The 13,694-nt window shown below is 73.1% G+C and carries 12 protein-coding genes; 6 read left to right on the top strand and 6 right to left on the bottom strand.

Annotated elements, in window-relative coordinates; all coding sequences use genetic code 11:
* Nucleotides 1-269 precede the first annotated feature (269 nt).
* Nucleotides 270-827: a UTRA domain-containing protein gene (locus tag ABEA15_RS14540; protein ID WP_344144499.1), complete on the top strand. Its 558-nt coding sequence runs from the start codon at nt 270-272 to the stop codon at nt 825-827.
* Between the two features lie 59 nt (nt 828-886).
* Here the strand turns inward: ABEA15_RS14540 and ABEA15_RS14535 are convergent, their stop codons facing one another.
* Nucleotides 887-2,842 carry a vWA domain-containing protein gene (locus ABEA15_RS14535; RefSeq protein WP_345557043.1) on the bottom strand — a complete coding sequence of 652 codons (1,956 nt, stop codon included), beginning with the start codon at nt 2,840-2,842 and terminating at the stop codon, nt 887-889.
* Nucleotides 2,843-2,876: 34 nt separating this feature from the next.
* Nucleotides 2,877-4,316 (bottom strand): sigma 54-interacting transcriptional regulator, encoded by a 1,440-nt coding sequence (locus ABEA15_RS14530; RefSeq protein ID WP_425579398.1) that lies wholly within the window; start codon nt 4,314-4,316, stop codon nt 2,877-2,879.
* A gap of 216 nt (nt 4,317-4,532) precedes the next feature.
* On the opposite strand from ABEA15_RS14530, the gene ABEA15_RS14525 reads away from it, so the two are divergent.
* A complete protein-coding gene (locus tag ABEA15_RS14525; protein ID WP_344144495.1) occupies nt 4,533-5,693 on the top strand; it encodes an FIST signal transduction protein in 1,161 nt (386 codons plus the stop codon).
* Between the two features lie 321 nt (nt 5,694-6,014).
* Here ABEA15_RS14525 and ABEA15_RS14520 read toward each other — a convergent pair whose 3' ends face one another.
* From ABEA15_RS14520 to ABEA15_RS14510, 3 genes are all read right to left on the bottom strand, one after another.
* Nucleotides 6,015-6,578 (bottom strand): RDD family protein, encoded by a 564-nt coding sequence (locus tag ABEA15_RS14520; protein WP_345557042.1) that lies wholly within the window; start codon nt 6,576-6,578, stop codon nt 6,015-6,017.
* 221 nt (nt 6,579-6,799) lie between these two features.
* A complete protein-coding gene (gene greA / locus ABEA15_RS14515) occupies nt 6,800-7,306 on the bottom strand; it encodes a transcription elongation factor GreA (RefSeq protein ID WP_344144491.1) in 507 nt (168 codons plus the stop codon).
* A gap of 178 nt (nt 7,307-7,484) precedes the next feature.
* Nucleotides 7,485-7,904 (bottom strand): DUF4307 domain-containing protein, encoded by a 420-nt coding sequence (locus ABEA15_RS14510; protein ID WP_345557041.1) that lies wholly within the window; start codon nt 7,902-7,904, stop codon nt 7,485-7,487.
* 178 nt (nt 7,905-8,082) lie between these two features.
* On the opposite strand from ABEA15_RS14510, the gene mca reads away from it, so the two are divergent.
* The 3 genes from mca to ABEA15_RS14495 all read left to right on the top strand — a co-directional run bounded on the left by mca (nt 8,083) and on the right by ABEA15_RS14495 (nt 11,414).
* Nucleotides 8,083-8,961 carry a mycothiol conjugate amidase Mca gene (mca, locus tag ABEA15_RS14505; protein WP_344144487.1) on the top strand — a complete coding sequence of 293 codons (879 nt, stop codon included), beginning with the start codon at nt 8,083-8,085 and terminating at the stop codon, nt 8,959-8,961.
* A gap of 5 nt (nt 8,962-8,966) precedes the next feature.
* Nucleotides 8,967-9,233, top strand: coding sequence for a hypothetical protein (locus tag ABEA15_RS14500; protein ID WP_345557040.1), 267 nt, complete (start codon nt 8,967-8,969; stop codon nt 9,231-9,233).
* A 186-nt stretch (nt 9,234-9,419) separates the two neighbouring features.
* Nucleotides 9,420-11,414: a thioredoxin domain-containing protein gene (locus ABEA15_RS14495; RefSeq protein ID WP_345557039.1), complete on the top strand. Its 1,995-nt coding sequence runs from the start codon at nt 9,420-9,422 to the stop codon at nt 11,412-11,414.
* A gap of 133 nt (nt 11,415-11,547) precedes the next feature.
* On the opposite strand, the gene ABEA15_RS14490 is transcribed toward ABEA15_RS14495, so the two are convergent.
* Complete coding sequence (locus ABEA15_RS14490) at nt 11,548-12,921, bottom strand: serine/threonine-protein kinase (protein ID WP_344144482.1); 1,374 nt, start codon at nt 12,919-12,921, stop codon at nt 11,548-11,550.
* 181 nt (nt 12,922-13,102) lie between these two features.
* On the opposite strand from ABEA15_RS14490, the gene ABEA15_RS14485 reads away from it, so the two are divergent.
* Nucleotides 13,103-13,690: an RNA polymerase sigma factor gene (locus ABEA15_RS14485; RefSeq protein ID WP_344144480.1), complete on the top strand. Its 588-nt coding sequence runs from the start codon at nt 13,103-13,105 to the stop codon at nt 13,688-13,690.
* Nucleotides 13,691-13,694 lie beyond the last annotated feature (4 nt).

Genomic DNA, 13,694 nt, shown 5'->3' with positions numbered 1-13,694 from the left:
CGCCGCCGTCCCGACCGACGTGTAAACGCTTCCCGACCTCCCGCATTTCGACGCTTTCCCATTTCAGAAGGGGTGAGGCGCAACAACCGACCGCTAATCGCACAACAGGCGGTGAGTCGACCCGCACAGCGGTGGCCGCATCCGGCCCCGGCACGCCGAGCGCCGCAGGCGGCGCCGGTAAGGGAACAGTGCGGGCAAAGGCCGGTCATGCTTTGGCGCAAAAGGGTATAGCTCTAGGCGATTGCTGCCCATTTGCGAGAGGTGTACCGGTGAACGAGGAATCCCCCAGCTTCCACTATCCGGCCAGCCGGGAGCGGGTACGCGACGCTGCCGGCGACCACGACGCCTTCGACCAGTTCGTCGTGGACTCGGGCCGGCGGCCGAGCAAGGAACTCCAGGTCGAGCGCACGGACCAGGCTCCGCCGTCCGTCGCTTCCCGGTTGGGGACGTCCGCCGCACTCGTCAGGCGCGCCGTACGGGCCGTCGACGGGCGCACCGTCGCACTGGAGACCTCCTACTACCCCCTCGACCTGGCGGCTGGAACCGAGTTGGAGGGCCCCGAGGACATCGCCGCGGGCACGATCTCCGTGCTGGCCGCCAGCGGCCACGCGCAGACCGGGTACCGCGACGAGGTCGCCGCGCACGCCGCCTCCGCCGGCGAGGCGGCGGAGCTGGGCGTGGCGTCGGACACCCCGTCCCTGCGCACGTTGCGCACCGTGTGGTCCGACGAGCGGGTGCTGCGGGTGACCGAGACGGTGACTCCGATGGGCGCCGACATGGTGCTGTGCTTCGAGACCGGCGCGCCCGCACCCGCCGCCGGAAGCTGAGCGGCGCGCGCCGGGCGGCACCGCCCGCCGCGGCCGCTCCGCACTCCCGCGCCGATTCGTCAGCCCGCGCGGCGCCGGCGCGAGAGGAAGTCGCGGACGACGTAGCCGCCCAGCCGGTCGGCGTCCGGCCGGACGACGCGGCCGCCGTTGCGGCGGGCGACCTCGTCCACGAAGCGCTCCAGCCGCGGATCGTCGGCCAGTAGGAACACGTTCAGGCTCGCGCCCCGGCGGGTCATGCGGTCGACCTCGGCCAGAGTGGCCGCCGTGGTCTCCGATGAGGGCGGCCAGGCGAACGCCGCCGAACCGTCGCGCTGCAGGTGCGCGGTGGGCTCGCCGTCGGTCACCACGAGCACGATCGGCTCGAAGTCGGAGTGCCGGTCGAGGTGCCGTCCGGCGAGCAGCAGGGCGTGCTGGAGGTTGGTGCCCTGGACGGGCTCCCAGGACAGCTCGGCCAGCCCGTTGGGCGGCAGTTCGCGCGCGTAGTCGCTGAACCCGATCACCTGCACGGCGTCCTGCGGGAACCGCGTGGTCACCAGCGAGTGCAGCGCCATGGCGGTCTGCTTCGCACCGCCCCACAGGTCGCGCAGCGCCATCGAATAGGACAGGTCGACCAGCAGGCACACCGCGGCGGCGTCGCGGCGCTCGGTCTCGGCGACCTCGAAGTCGTCGGGATGCATCCGCACCGCGCCGCCGGGGCGGGAGCCGCCGCGGGCGATCGCGTTGCGCAGGGTGCGCACGACGTCCAGCGGCTCGTCGTCGCCGAACTCCCACGGGCGCGTGGCGCCGGTGGCCTCGCCGGAGTGCCCGGCGGCGTCGTCGGCGTGCCCGCCGGGGCGGGACGCGGCGGAGTCGGCGAACACCTCGCGCAGCGCGGTCTCTCCGAGGCGGCGCACCGCCTTGGGCGTCAGGCGCAGCCGGTTGCGCGATCCCTCGACATAGCCCTGTTCCCGCAGCTCGCGCTCCACCGCCCGCAGCCGGTCCAGGTCGTCGACCGCCCGGCGGCCCAGCGCGCGCCGCACCGCCTCCTCGTCGACGTCGTCCAGCCCGGCGCCGGCATAGCCCTGGTTCAGTGCGGTGTCCAGCTCGGCGAGATCGGCGAGCTCCTGCACGGCGGTGGTGGCGTCGCCCATCCCGAGGCCCTCCTCGCCCTCCATCCGCTCGCCGCCGCTCCAGTCGAGGTCGGGGCGGCGGGCGCGCAGCGCACCCGAAAGACGCTCCAAGGCCTGGCTCATGCCCGACTGCGCTTCGGCGTCCTCCATCAGGCCCTGCAGCTCGGCGCGCTGCTCGGGTGTCAGCGAGGCCATCATGCGCTGGGCGGCCGCGGCGCGCCGCGCCAGGGAGTCGACGAGCTCCTCCAGGTTCCGCGGCGTGGGCTCCTCGGGGAACATGTCGCCGTAGGAGTCCATGAACCGGTCGAAGTCGGCCTGGGTGTGCTCGCCGCGGTCGTCGGCCTCCAGCATGTCGTTGAGCGCGTCGACCATCTCGCGCACCCGCTGCATGTCCTCGGGCCCGCTGTCGGCCAGCGCGTCCTTCATCCCCTGGAAGCGGGTGTCGAGCACCTCGCGGCGCAGCAGGTCGCGCAGCTCGTCGAAGCTCTGCCGGGCGGCCTGCGAGCGCCACCGGTAGTCCGACAGCCGCCGCACCGCCGCCGAGGTGTCCTGGGGCAGCGAGTCCAGCTCGGCCTCACGCAGCCGGGCGTCGTCGGACGGGTCGGGGAACAGCTCGGCGCGCTCCTGGCCGAGTGCGCGGTCCAGCAGCGCGCGCGCCTCCTCCAGGGTGCCGTCGAGCCTGCCGCGCGAGCGGACCTGCTCGCGGCGGCGGCGCACGTCGCGCAGCATGTCGTCCAGCCCGCGGACATCCTGGGTGCCCCGCCGCAGCAGGTCGCGCAGCGCCCGCATCGGGTCGGCGCCGCCCATGATGTCGCGGCCCATCTCGTCGACCGCGGCCCGCACGTCGTAGGGCGGGGCGAGGGGGTCGGGTCCGTCGTCGTATTCGCCGTAGCGGAAGCGGTTCACCTGGGGTCTCCCCTCCGGCCACAGGTCGGGCGGTTCAGGTCCGGTAGACGGTGCGGTCGCGCACCGTGTCCTTGGACAGCCGCCGGTTCAGGTACAGCCCTTCCAGCGCGAACTCCACCGCGGCGGCCGCGAACCCCGGTGTCTCGCCGGTGTCCTCGTCGGGGGAGAGGCGGGCGATGAGGTCGGCCAGGCCGGGCAGCGGGCCCACGCCGCGCAGCAGTTCGCTCCCGCTGACCAGCTCGCCGGACTCGACGGTGCCGCCGTCGGCGAAAAGGTCGGTCAGCGCGGCCAGGTCGGCCCCGCCCAGCGTGCGGCGGAACGACTCGGCGGTGGCGCGCCGCAGCAGGTGGGCCAGCACCTCACTCTCGCGCCCCTCCTCGCCGACCTCGAACTCGACCTTGCCCTGCAGCGTCTCGACGATCGGCGGGAGGTCGCAGACCCGCGCCACCGGGTGGTCCTCGCCGGTGAGGGCGCCGCGGCGGCGCGCGGAGGCGGCCACGGTCTCTATACCGGCGATGGCGAACCGCGCCGAGACGCCGGAGCGGTCGTCCACGGACGAGGAGTCGCGGACCAGGCGGGTGAAACGGGAGACGATCTCGACCAGGTGGTCGGGCACCACGACGCCCGGCGCGAGGTCGGCCTCCTGGTGCACCAGGGCGGTCTCCTCCTCCAGGTCGAGCGGGTAGTGGGTGCGCACCTCGGCGCCGAAGCGGTCCTTGAGCGGGGTGATGATGCGGCCCCGGTTGGTGTAGTCCTCCGGGTTGGCGCTGGCCACCAGCAGCACGTCCAGCGGCAGGCGGAGCGCGTATCCGCGGATCTGGATGTCGCGCTCCTCCAGCACGTTCAGCAGCGCCACCTGGATGCGCGCGGCGAGGTCCGGCAGCTCGTTCAGGCTGAACACGCCGCGGTTGGAGCGCGGGACGAGCCCGTAGTGCACGGTCTCGGGGTCGCCGAGGCTGCGGCCCTCGGCCAGCTTGATCGGGTCGATGTCGCCGATCAGATCGCCCACGGCGGTGTCGGGCGTGGCGAGCTTCTCGCCGTAGCGCCCGTCGCGGTGCCACCACGCCACGGGCAGGTCCTCGCCGGCCTCGGCGGCCAGCCCGCGGCAGCGCGAGCAGACCGGGGCGTAGGGGTGGTCGTTGACGGGGCAGCCCTCGACGACGGGCGTCCACTCGTCCAGCAGCGTCGATATGGTGCGGATCAGCCGGGTCTTGCCCTGGCCGCGCTCGCCGAGCAGGACGAGGTCGTGGCCGGCAAGCAGGGCGCGCTCCACCCGGGGGAGCACGGTCTCGTCGAACCCGACGATTCCCGGGAAGCGCTGCTCGCCCGCACGCATGCGCGCGATCAGGTTGTCGCGCACCTCGTGCTTGACCGGGCGGTGCACGTGCCCGGCGGCGCGCAGGGCGCCGAGGGTGGTGGGCTCGCGTGTGGGCAGGTGGTCGGGGGCGGTGTGGCCGTTGATCGAGGCAGACACGGGGTCGAGTCTATGCACCGGCGCCGATTCCGCCAGCGCGCGTGCGGCATCGCGGTGCCGCGGGATTCCGCGGTCGCGGGCCGGTGGGCACCGGCGAATGTCGAGGAAAGTCGGGCAAAGCCGTCGGATACGCCCGGCGCCGGAAGGGTTTGACCGCGTGTGGCTGGGAGTATGGTCCGATTGGAGGAGTCGGGTCGATGAGCGAGGTGGCGGTCGATGACCAGGTTCGGTGACGCGTTGGCGACGGGCGCCGACCTTGTGAGCGCCGCCGAGCGGGCGGTGCTCGAGGCGACGCGCGCTCTCGACGCCCCGGCCGACCTGATCTGCTTCTTCGTCAGCGGCGCCGACCCGGACGAGGTGACACTGGCGGGCAGGCGCGTGATGGCGCTCGCCGGTGATGCGGTCACCCTCGGATGCAGCGCCACGGGCGTGGTCGGCGGCGGACGCGGTGTCGAGGAGCAGGGCGCGGTCAGCGTATGGGCGGCCCACCTGCCCGCTGTGACGCTGAGCCCCTTCCGGCTCGACGTGATCCCCGAGGGCGACCACCTGGCCGTGGTGGGCATGCACGAGCCCGATTCCGACGATCGCGCCGCGCTGCTGCTGGTCAACCCCTACGAGTTTCCGGCGCAGTCGTTCGTGGAGCGCTCCACCGACGCCCTGGGCGGGCTGCCGCTCGTCGGCGGGCTCGCCGACGGCATGCGCGGCCAGGAGTCGGTGCGGCTCTTCGCCGGCGGCGAGGTCGTCGAGGCGGGCGCAGTCGGCCTGATGCTGGGCGGCGCCGGTGTCGCGGGCACCATGGTCAGCCAGGGGTGCCGCCCGATCGGCCGGGCGATGGCCGTTACCAAGTCCGAGGGCAACGTCATCCTGGAGCTGGCCGGCGACTCCGCCTACGAGCGTCTGGAGGGCCTGGTCAACTCGCTGCCGCCGGAGGAGCAGGAGCTGGCCGCCAACGGCCTGCACATCGGCATCGCCATGGACGAGTACGCCGACACCCACGAGCACGGCGACTTCCTGGTGCGCTCGGTCGTGGGCGCCGATCCGGAGTCGGGTTCGCTGACCATCGGCGACATGATCGAGGTCGGCCAGACCGTGCGCTTCCAGGTCCGCGACTACGACAGCGCGGCCTCCGACCTGGTCGAGCGCCTGCAGGCGTTCAACGACGAGCTCGGCGGCCGCGCCTCCGCGGCGCTGTTGTTCTCCTGCAACAGCCGCGGCTCGTCGATGTTTCCCACCTCCGACCACGACGTGCGGCTGGTGCAGCAGAACCTCGGGATCGAGAGCGTGGGCGGCTTCTTCGCGGCGGGCGAGATCGGCCCGGTTGCGGGGCGCAACCACGTGCACAGCCTCACGGCCTGCGTGCTGGCGTTCGAGGGCTGACCCCGGCCGCCGTCCGCCGCTGACCGCCGCCCGCGGGCGCCCGCGCAGAGCTCGCCGAACGCGACCGGGCCCGTCCGTGCGGGGCCGGGCAGCTCCTTGTCCGAGCGCGGGCCGGCGGCGGCCGGTGCGGCGGTCGACGTCGCGTGCCGGGCGAAGGGGACCGAGGCCACCGGACCGCAGGGCGTCAGCGACACGTGGTTTTGCATCGGCGAGGGCGCCCACGTCCCGGCGGGCCCCGTGCGCGGCGGCGCCACGGCCCCGACCCGCCCGCATGAGGGCGGACGAGCCCGCCGCCCGCCCCGGCTGGGCGGGGCGCGGCGGTCAGCCGCGCACCACCACCGTCCCGGCGGCGCGGTCGTGCAGGCTCTGCCCGGTGTCGGCGTCGGCGAGCGCCGACATGCAGTCGATCAGCGTGAACAGCTGACCCAGGCACGGGAGGGCCTGCGGCAGGCCGAAGATCGCGGCGCGGCCGGCGGACTGGCCTTGGCGCAGCGGTCCGCCGTCGCGGCGGACGACGCGGATGCCCAGCGCCGCCTTGCCCAGCGTGCGCCCGCGCGCGGCGTTGCACAGCCAGTCGTGCAGGAACATCACCGGACCGGTGCCGAAGAAGAACAGCAGGGCCCAGGCGTCGAAGTACCGGTCGGCCAGTTCTCCGCCGCGCAACGAGGCCTCGGCGAGGAACGAGACCAGGATGAAGAACAGGATCACCGCCATGCTGATGACCGTGTAGTCGACCATGCGGGCGGAGAGCCGCCGGCCGAACGAGGCCGTGGGGCGGCCGCGGTGCGGCGACATGCCGTAGTAGGGCGCCGGCCCGGGCCCGGGTGCGCCGGGCGGTGCAGCGCCGGGCGGTGGAGCGCCGTGCCAGTACGGGGAAGGGGTCACGCGGAATATGGTGCCATCGCTCGCGCGGCCCGGCCACCGGACGCCGGACGGGTCGGCCTCCGGCGTCCCAGTTCAGCGGAGAGCAGTCGGCGCGCCGCGAATCCAGCCGCGGTATCGGACCGAATCAATCGGTCCGCACCGCATGTCTGAAAACGCCCCCAACGCGGAAGGGGCGGCCCTCGGGCCGCCCCTTCCGCGCGTTCCGCCTGCTGATCGCGCCGTTAGGACGACTCCGCGCCGTAAGGGACGGCGTCGATGATCTCCACGGAGGCACTTCGTCCGTTCGGCAGGGTGTAGCTGACCGTCTCGCCGATCTTCTTGCCGTTGATGGCGCTGCCCAGCGGCGACTTCGGGGAGTAGACGTCGATCGGCGCGCCGCTTTCCTCCCGGGAGGCGAGGAGGAAGGTGACCTCTTCGTCATCGCCTTCGAACTTGATGGTGACGGTCATACCGGGGCCGACCGTGCCCGCCTTCTGCGGTGCCCCTCCCACCCGCGCATTACGCAGGATGTTCTGGATCTGGGCGATGCGGGCCTCGATCTTGCCCTGCTCTTCCTTGGCGGCGTGGTAGCCGCCGTTCTCGCGGAGGTCACCCTCTTCGCGGGCGGCTTCGATCTTGTCGGCGATCTCGATGCGACCAGTGCCCGTCAGGTGCTCCAGCTCCGCGTTGAGCCGGTCATACGCCTCCTGAGTCAGCCAGGTGACGTTGTCATCGCGGGTCTCGGTCACGGGAACTCCCTTGGTGCTAACTAGTGACTGCGGCCGTAGCGGCCGTAGCTGAACTTACGAGATTATCACCGCGCCATTCGGACGACAGGGCGATAAACGCTGGTCCGCGCGGTGCGAGTGGAGGACGGGACGCGGTCGGGACGCGGCCGTGTCCCGACGCCGAGTAGCAGGGGCGGAACTACCTTGTGGAACTCTGTTCCCTGCAGGAGCCCACTTCTACCGCCGAAGCCTCACGAATCGTGTCAACGGTCGCGGTGACGTCGCGGATTCCCGACTCGACGTCGACGCTCTTCTGGCCGACCACGACGTGCTGCGCGTCGCGCGCGGTGATCACGCATTCGGCGGGGGCGTCGCTGTTCACCTGGAAGCTCACGCTCGCCTCGTCCGCCGACTCGACCTCCCAAGCCACCACCTGGACCGATACTCCGCTACCGGAGCCGCCGTAGCTCATCAGCGCGTATCCCCACCCGATCGTGAAGACCGCGGCGGCCAGCACCCCGACCACGAAGAAGACGGGGGTCTCGCCCAGGCGGCGCCGCGTCCAGGACGCGGCGGACTCGGTGGCGCCGGTCGTGGTGCCGGCGGGGCGGTCGGGCATACGGGAATCTCCGAACGTGGGGTCTACGTTGTCTAAGATAGCCCCGTTCCGGGTCGCCCCTGTTCCACCCCTGCCCCGCATGTCCGCGAGGCCGGCGGCGCGGGTCGAACCCGCGGGGCGGAGGCCTTTTTCCCGCCCGTCCATTCGTCTCACGCGACTACCCAAGGGGACCGTTCCGTTGTCCGAGCGTTTGCGGCTGATGGCCGTTCATGCCCATCCCGATGACGAGTCCAGCAAAGGCGCGGCCACCATGGTCCGCTATGGGCACGAGGGCGCCGATGTGCTCGTCGTCACCATGACCGGCGGTGAGGCCGGATCCATCCTGAATCCGGCGATGGACCGCCCCGAGATCCGCGCCGACATCGCCGAGGTCCGGCGCAAGGAGATGGCCGCGGCCCGCGAGATCCTCGGCGTCCACCAGGAGTTCGCCGGGTTCGTCGACTCCGGCCTGCCCGAAGGCGACCCCCTGCCCCCGCTGCCCGAGGGGTGCTTCGCCCTCCAGCCGCTGGATGTCGCAGCCGAGCCGCTGGTCCGCTCCATCCGCTCCTTCCGCCCCCACGTCGTGCTGACCTACGACGAGAACGGCGGCTACCCCCACCCCGACCACATCATGACCCACAAGGTCTCGGTCGAGGCGTTCGACGCCGCGGGCGACCCCGAGCGCTACCCCGGCGCCGGCGAGCCCTGGCAGCCGCTCAAGCTCTACTACCACGTCTCCTTCCCCCGGGACCGCTTCGAGCGCGTGTCGGCGCTGCTGCACGAGCGCGGCCTGGAGAACCCCATCGCCGAGTGGATCGAGCGCATGAAGGAGCGCAACTTCCCCGAGTGGGAGATCACCACGCAGGTGCGCTGCGACGAGTTCTTCGAGACCCGCGACCGCGCGCTCATCGCCCACGCCACCCAGATCGACCCGGACGGCTTCTGGTTCGTGGTGCCCATGGACGTGCAGCGTGAGGCCTGGCCGTACGAGGACTACCACCTCGCCCGGTCGCTGGTCGACACCGACGTCCCCGAGGACGACCTCTTCGCGGGCGTCCGCGAGTCGGTGAGAGCATGAGGGGCATGAACGCCCTGGCAGTACTGGCCTCCGACGGGCCCGCCGCCGACACCGTCACGCCCGGCGTACTCGGGTTCATCGCCGTGGCGGCCATCGGCATCGCCCTGTACTTCCTCATGAAGTCGATGCGCAACCGCCTGGCCGCGATCCAGGTGGAGCGCGACGAGCCGGCCCGCTCCGCCGAGGACTCCGCCGGCACCGCCGAAGCGGCGGAGGCCGAGGCCGACCCCGGCCCCGCTGGCTCGGCGGGCACCCCGTCTCCGTCCTCGTGAGCCCGTCCGCCGCCCGGCCCGGCCGGGCGGCGGACCGCAGCGGCGGGCACGGCCTCCGGGCGGCGCCGCTCCGGCGGCGTGCGGACGCCGCCCCCTCGCCGTGCCGCAGGACGGCCACCGCTCCGCCGTCCGAGTCCGTCCGGTGCGAGGTGGCATCGGCGGCGGCCGCGCGGGCAGAGTGGGGGTATGCCTAACCGTCTCGCCGAAGCGACCAGCCCCTACCTGCTCCAGCACGCCGGCAACCCGGTCGACTGGCACCCCTGGGGTGAGGAGGCGTTCGCCGAGGCCCGGCGCCGCGAGGTGCCGGTACTGCTGTCAGTGGGCTACTCCGCCTGCCACTGGTGCCACGTCATGGCCCACGAGTCCTTCGAGGACCCGACCACCGCGCAGATGATGAACACCGGGTTCGTCAACATCAAGGTCGACCGCGAGGAGCGCCCCGACGTCGACGCCGTCCACATGGAGGCCACCCAGGCCATGACCGGCCAAGGCGGCTGGCCCATGACCGTGTTCCTCACGCCCGACGGCGCCCCGTTCTACTGCGGCACCTACTTCCCCCGCGAGCACTTCCAGCGGCTGCTGATGGGGGTCCAGCGCGCCTGGTCGGAGGAGCGCGAAGGCGTCGTCGAGCAGGGCCGGCGCGTCGTCGAGGCGCTGAGCGGGAGCCGCTCCCTGGGGCGCGGCAACGCACCCGGCCCGGAGGCGCTCGACGAGGCGGTCGAGGTGCTCTCCCGCGAGTACGACGACGCCAACGGCGGCTTCGGCGGTGCGCCCAAGTTCCCGCCGTCCATGCTGCTGTCCTTCCTGCTGGCCCAGCACGCGCGCACCGGCGCGGAGCGCGGCCGCGCGATGGCCGAGCACACCGCCGAGGCGATGGCCCGCGGCGGCGTCTACGACCAGCTCGGCGGCGGGTTCGCCCGCTACTCCGTCGACTCCCGCTGGGTCGTCCCGCACTTCGAGAAGATGCTCTACGACAACGCCCTGCTGGTGCGCGCCTACACCCGGCTGTGGCGCGCCACCGGCGACGCGCTGGCCAAGCGGGTGGCGCTGGAGACCGCCGACTGGATGGTCGCCGACCTGCGCACCGGCGAGGGCGGCTTCGCCTCGGCCCTGGACGCCGACACCGAGGGCGAGGAGGGGCGCTACTACGTGTGGACACCCGACGAGCTGCGCAGCGCCCTCGGCGAGGACGACGGCGCCTGGGCGGCCGAGCTGTTCGGCGTGACGCCGGAGGGCACCTTCGAGCACGGCTACTCGGTGCTGCGCCTGCCCGAGGACCCCGCCGACTCCGGACGCTACGAGCGGGTGCGCGCCTCCCTGCTCGCCGCGCGCGCGAAGCGGGTCCGGCCCGACCGCGACGACAAGGTGGTGGCCGCCTGGAACGGGTTGGCCGTCGCGGGCCTGGCCGAGGCCGGCGCCCTGTTCGACCGGCCCGACCTCGTCGAGCGCGCCCGCGAGGCCGCCGACCTGCTCACCCGGGTGCACGTCAGCGGCGACCGGCTGGTGCGCACCTCCCGCGACGGCCGGGCGGGGGCGAGCGCGGGCGTGCTGGAGGACTACGCCGACGTCGCCGAAGGGCTGCTGGCGCTGCACGCCGTCACCGGCGAGCCGGAGCGGGTCGAGCTGGCCGGCCGGCTGCTCGGCACGGTCCTGGACCACTTCGGCGACGGCGAGGGCGGCTTCTTCGACACGGCCGACGACAGCGAGGCGCTGTTCAACCGCCCGCAGGACCCCACCGACGCCTCCACGCCCTCCGGCCGGTTCGCCGCCGCGGGAGCACTGCTGTGGTATGCGGGGCTGACGGGGTCGGCGCGCCACCGCCAGGCCGCCGACGAGGCGCTCGCGGTCGCGGTCCCGCTGGCCGCCAAGGCGCCGCGCGCGGCGGGCTGGGGGCTTGCCGTCGCCGAGACGCTGCTGTCGGGTCCGCTGGAGATCGCCGTCGTGGGGCCCGAGGACGACCCCGCGACCGCGGAGCTGCACCGCACCGCCCTGCTGGAGGCGCCGTTCGGCACGGCGGTCACCCGCGGCCGGCCCGGTGGCGCGGCCGCGGTCCCGCTGCTGGAGGACCGCGGGCTGGTCGACGGCTCGCCGGCGGCCTACGTCTGCCAGGGCTTCAGCTGCCGCCTTCCGGTGACCTCTCCGGAGGAGTTGAGCGGGCAGATCGCGCAGACGCGCGCCTGAGCCGGCGGTGCGCGCCGCGGCGGAGGCCGGCGGCGGGCGAGCTACCGGAAGCCGGTTGCCGGCGCTGCCGCGGCCGCCGGCTTCCGGCAGTCCGCATCGGCGCGAAGCGGCCGGTCGTTTCGGGGCGGCGGGCTCAGCGCGCCAGCCGGGTGGCGGAGACGATGCGGTCGATCACATCCGGCTGGGAGCCGGGCTGGCGGACCTCCAGGTACAGCGTCGCCTCGCGGTGCTTGCTGGCCAGCGACGCGACGGCGACCGCGCCCGGCCGCCCGGGGCAGGACGGCCACTGCCGGATCTGGCCCGACCATTCGGGATCCTCGAACGCGCGCCGCTCCACCGGCCCTCGGCAGGGGGCGCCGCTGAGCACCGAATCGAGGTCGTAGCCCCTACCGGGCAGCAGCGCGGCGAACACCCCGGCCACCGCCGCCCGGGGTTCGTCCCAGGCTTCGAGGTCGGTGGCCACCAGCACGCCCGAGGCGGTGTCGGACTCCACGGCGCTGGGCACGGCGCGGCCGTTGTGGAACTGCCGCGCCCAGGCCTGGGGCACCGCCAGGTGCAGTTCGTCGCCCGCGTAGCGCACCTCGGTCAGCACGCCGGTGGTCGACGCGGCGGCGCCGGTCGTGGCGGCCATCAGCACCACGAGGGAGCAGAACGCCGCCGCCGCCCGCCGCCAGAGCGAGCGGTGCCGGACCCACCACGGAAGCTCCGAGCGCAGGTCGGGGGCCATCCGGATGGCGCGGATGCGGTCGGTGAACGCCTTGGCGTCGGACGGGCGCGCGGTGCGGTCCTCGGCCAGCGCGGACATGATCAGGTCGTCGAGGGCCCGCGGCACTCCCGGCCGCAGCCGCCGCGGGGGCACCCGCACCGGCGGCTGCGGCGGCCGGCGGCCGGTGATCAGCTCGTAGGCGACGGCGCCGAGCGAGTAGACGTCGGCACGCACGTCGAGGTCGCCGCCGGGGCCGCGCTGCTCGGGGGACATGTAGCCGGGTGTGCCCGCGGCGGCGGTGAAGCCCGACGCGCCGTCGATCGCCTTGGCGAACCCGAGATCGGCCACCAGGACCCTTTGGCCCACGGGCGACGACTGCAGGAGTACGTTGGATGGCTTGATGTCGCGGTGGATCGTGCCGTGGCCGTGGAGGACGGTGACGCCTTGGCCGATTTCGGTCAGCAGCCGCAGGGCCTCGTCCAGGGGCAGGGGTCCCTTGGCGGCCAGATCGGCCACGCTGCCCTGGTCGGCGTAGGGCATGACGAAGTACGGCCGCTCGTCGGCGAGCGTGCCGATGTCGTGCACCCTGATCAGCCACGCGGAGTCGGCTTGGCGGAGGATCCGGGCCTCCTCCATGAAGCGGTGGTGCACGTCGAGCTGGTGCGCCCAGTTCTCGGCCAGGACCTTGACGGCCACGGGGGTGTCCAGCCGGTCGTCGTGCGCGAGCCATACTGTCGCGAACGAGCCCGAGCCGAGATGCCGAATGACGCGGTATCGGCCGAAAGTGTCCGGTTGTGCCACAGGGAGTGCCTTACCAGTGCCGCGAGGGCCAAACGTGGAGCGGAGTTCGCGCGCAGGGCGGGTAAGCGGTCGCGGAGCCGCCGGGCGCACGTACGCGTCGAAAGGGGATGTGAACCTCATAGTGGGGGATGGACGTGTAACACGTGTAGAGGGCATTCGTTCTCGCAGGGAGCTGGCAGCCGTGGAAAACAGTGACAAGGGCCCCACCACCCGCCGGTCGGCCGCCCGGGTCGACGACTCCCTTGAGGAGCTTGCGCTTCGGGCGCGCGACGGCGACTCGGCGGCCCTGGACGACCTGCTCCGCAGGATCCAGCCGGAGGTGCTGCGCCGGTGCGCGCGCTTCCTCCCGTACCGCCAGGACGCCGAGGAGGCCTGCCAGGACGCGCTGCTGCGCGTCGCCCGCAACATCGGCGGCTTCAAGGGCGATTCGCTCTTCACCACGTGGCTGTATACGGTGGTTTCGAACTCGGCGCGGCAGACCTACCGGTCGATGAAGCGGCGCTCCGCGGAGATGCCGACTGAGGCCGACCGCATCCCGAACCAGCGCGACCCCCGCACCACGAGCGTGATCGCGGGTTCCCGGATCGACCTGCTGGAGGCCCTCGACCAGCTTGAGCGGGACCGCCCCAACCTGGTCGCCCCTCTGGTGCTGCGCGACCTCTGCCAGATGGACTACAAGGAGATCGCCGACGAACTCGATCTCGCCTTGGGCACGGTGAAGTCCCGCATCCACGAAGGGCGCAAGCACGTCCGAGCGTCGCTGCAGTGACGGA

It is taken from the genome of Streptomonospora halophila, assembly GCF_039542725.1.
Lineage (GTDB): Bacteria > Actinomycetota > Actinomycetes > Streptosporangiales > Streptosporangiaceae > Streptomonospora > Streptomonospora halophila.
Note: the sequence above shows the minus strand (reverse complement) of the source record. Positions and strands in the feature narration are given on the sequence as shown.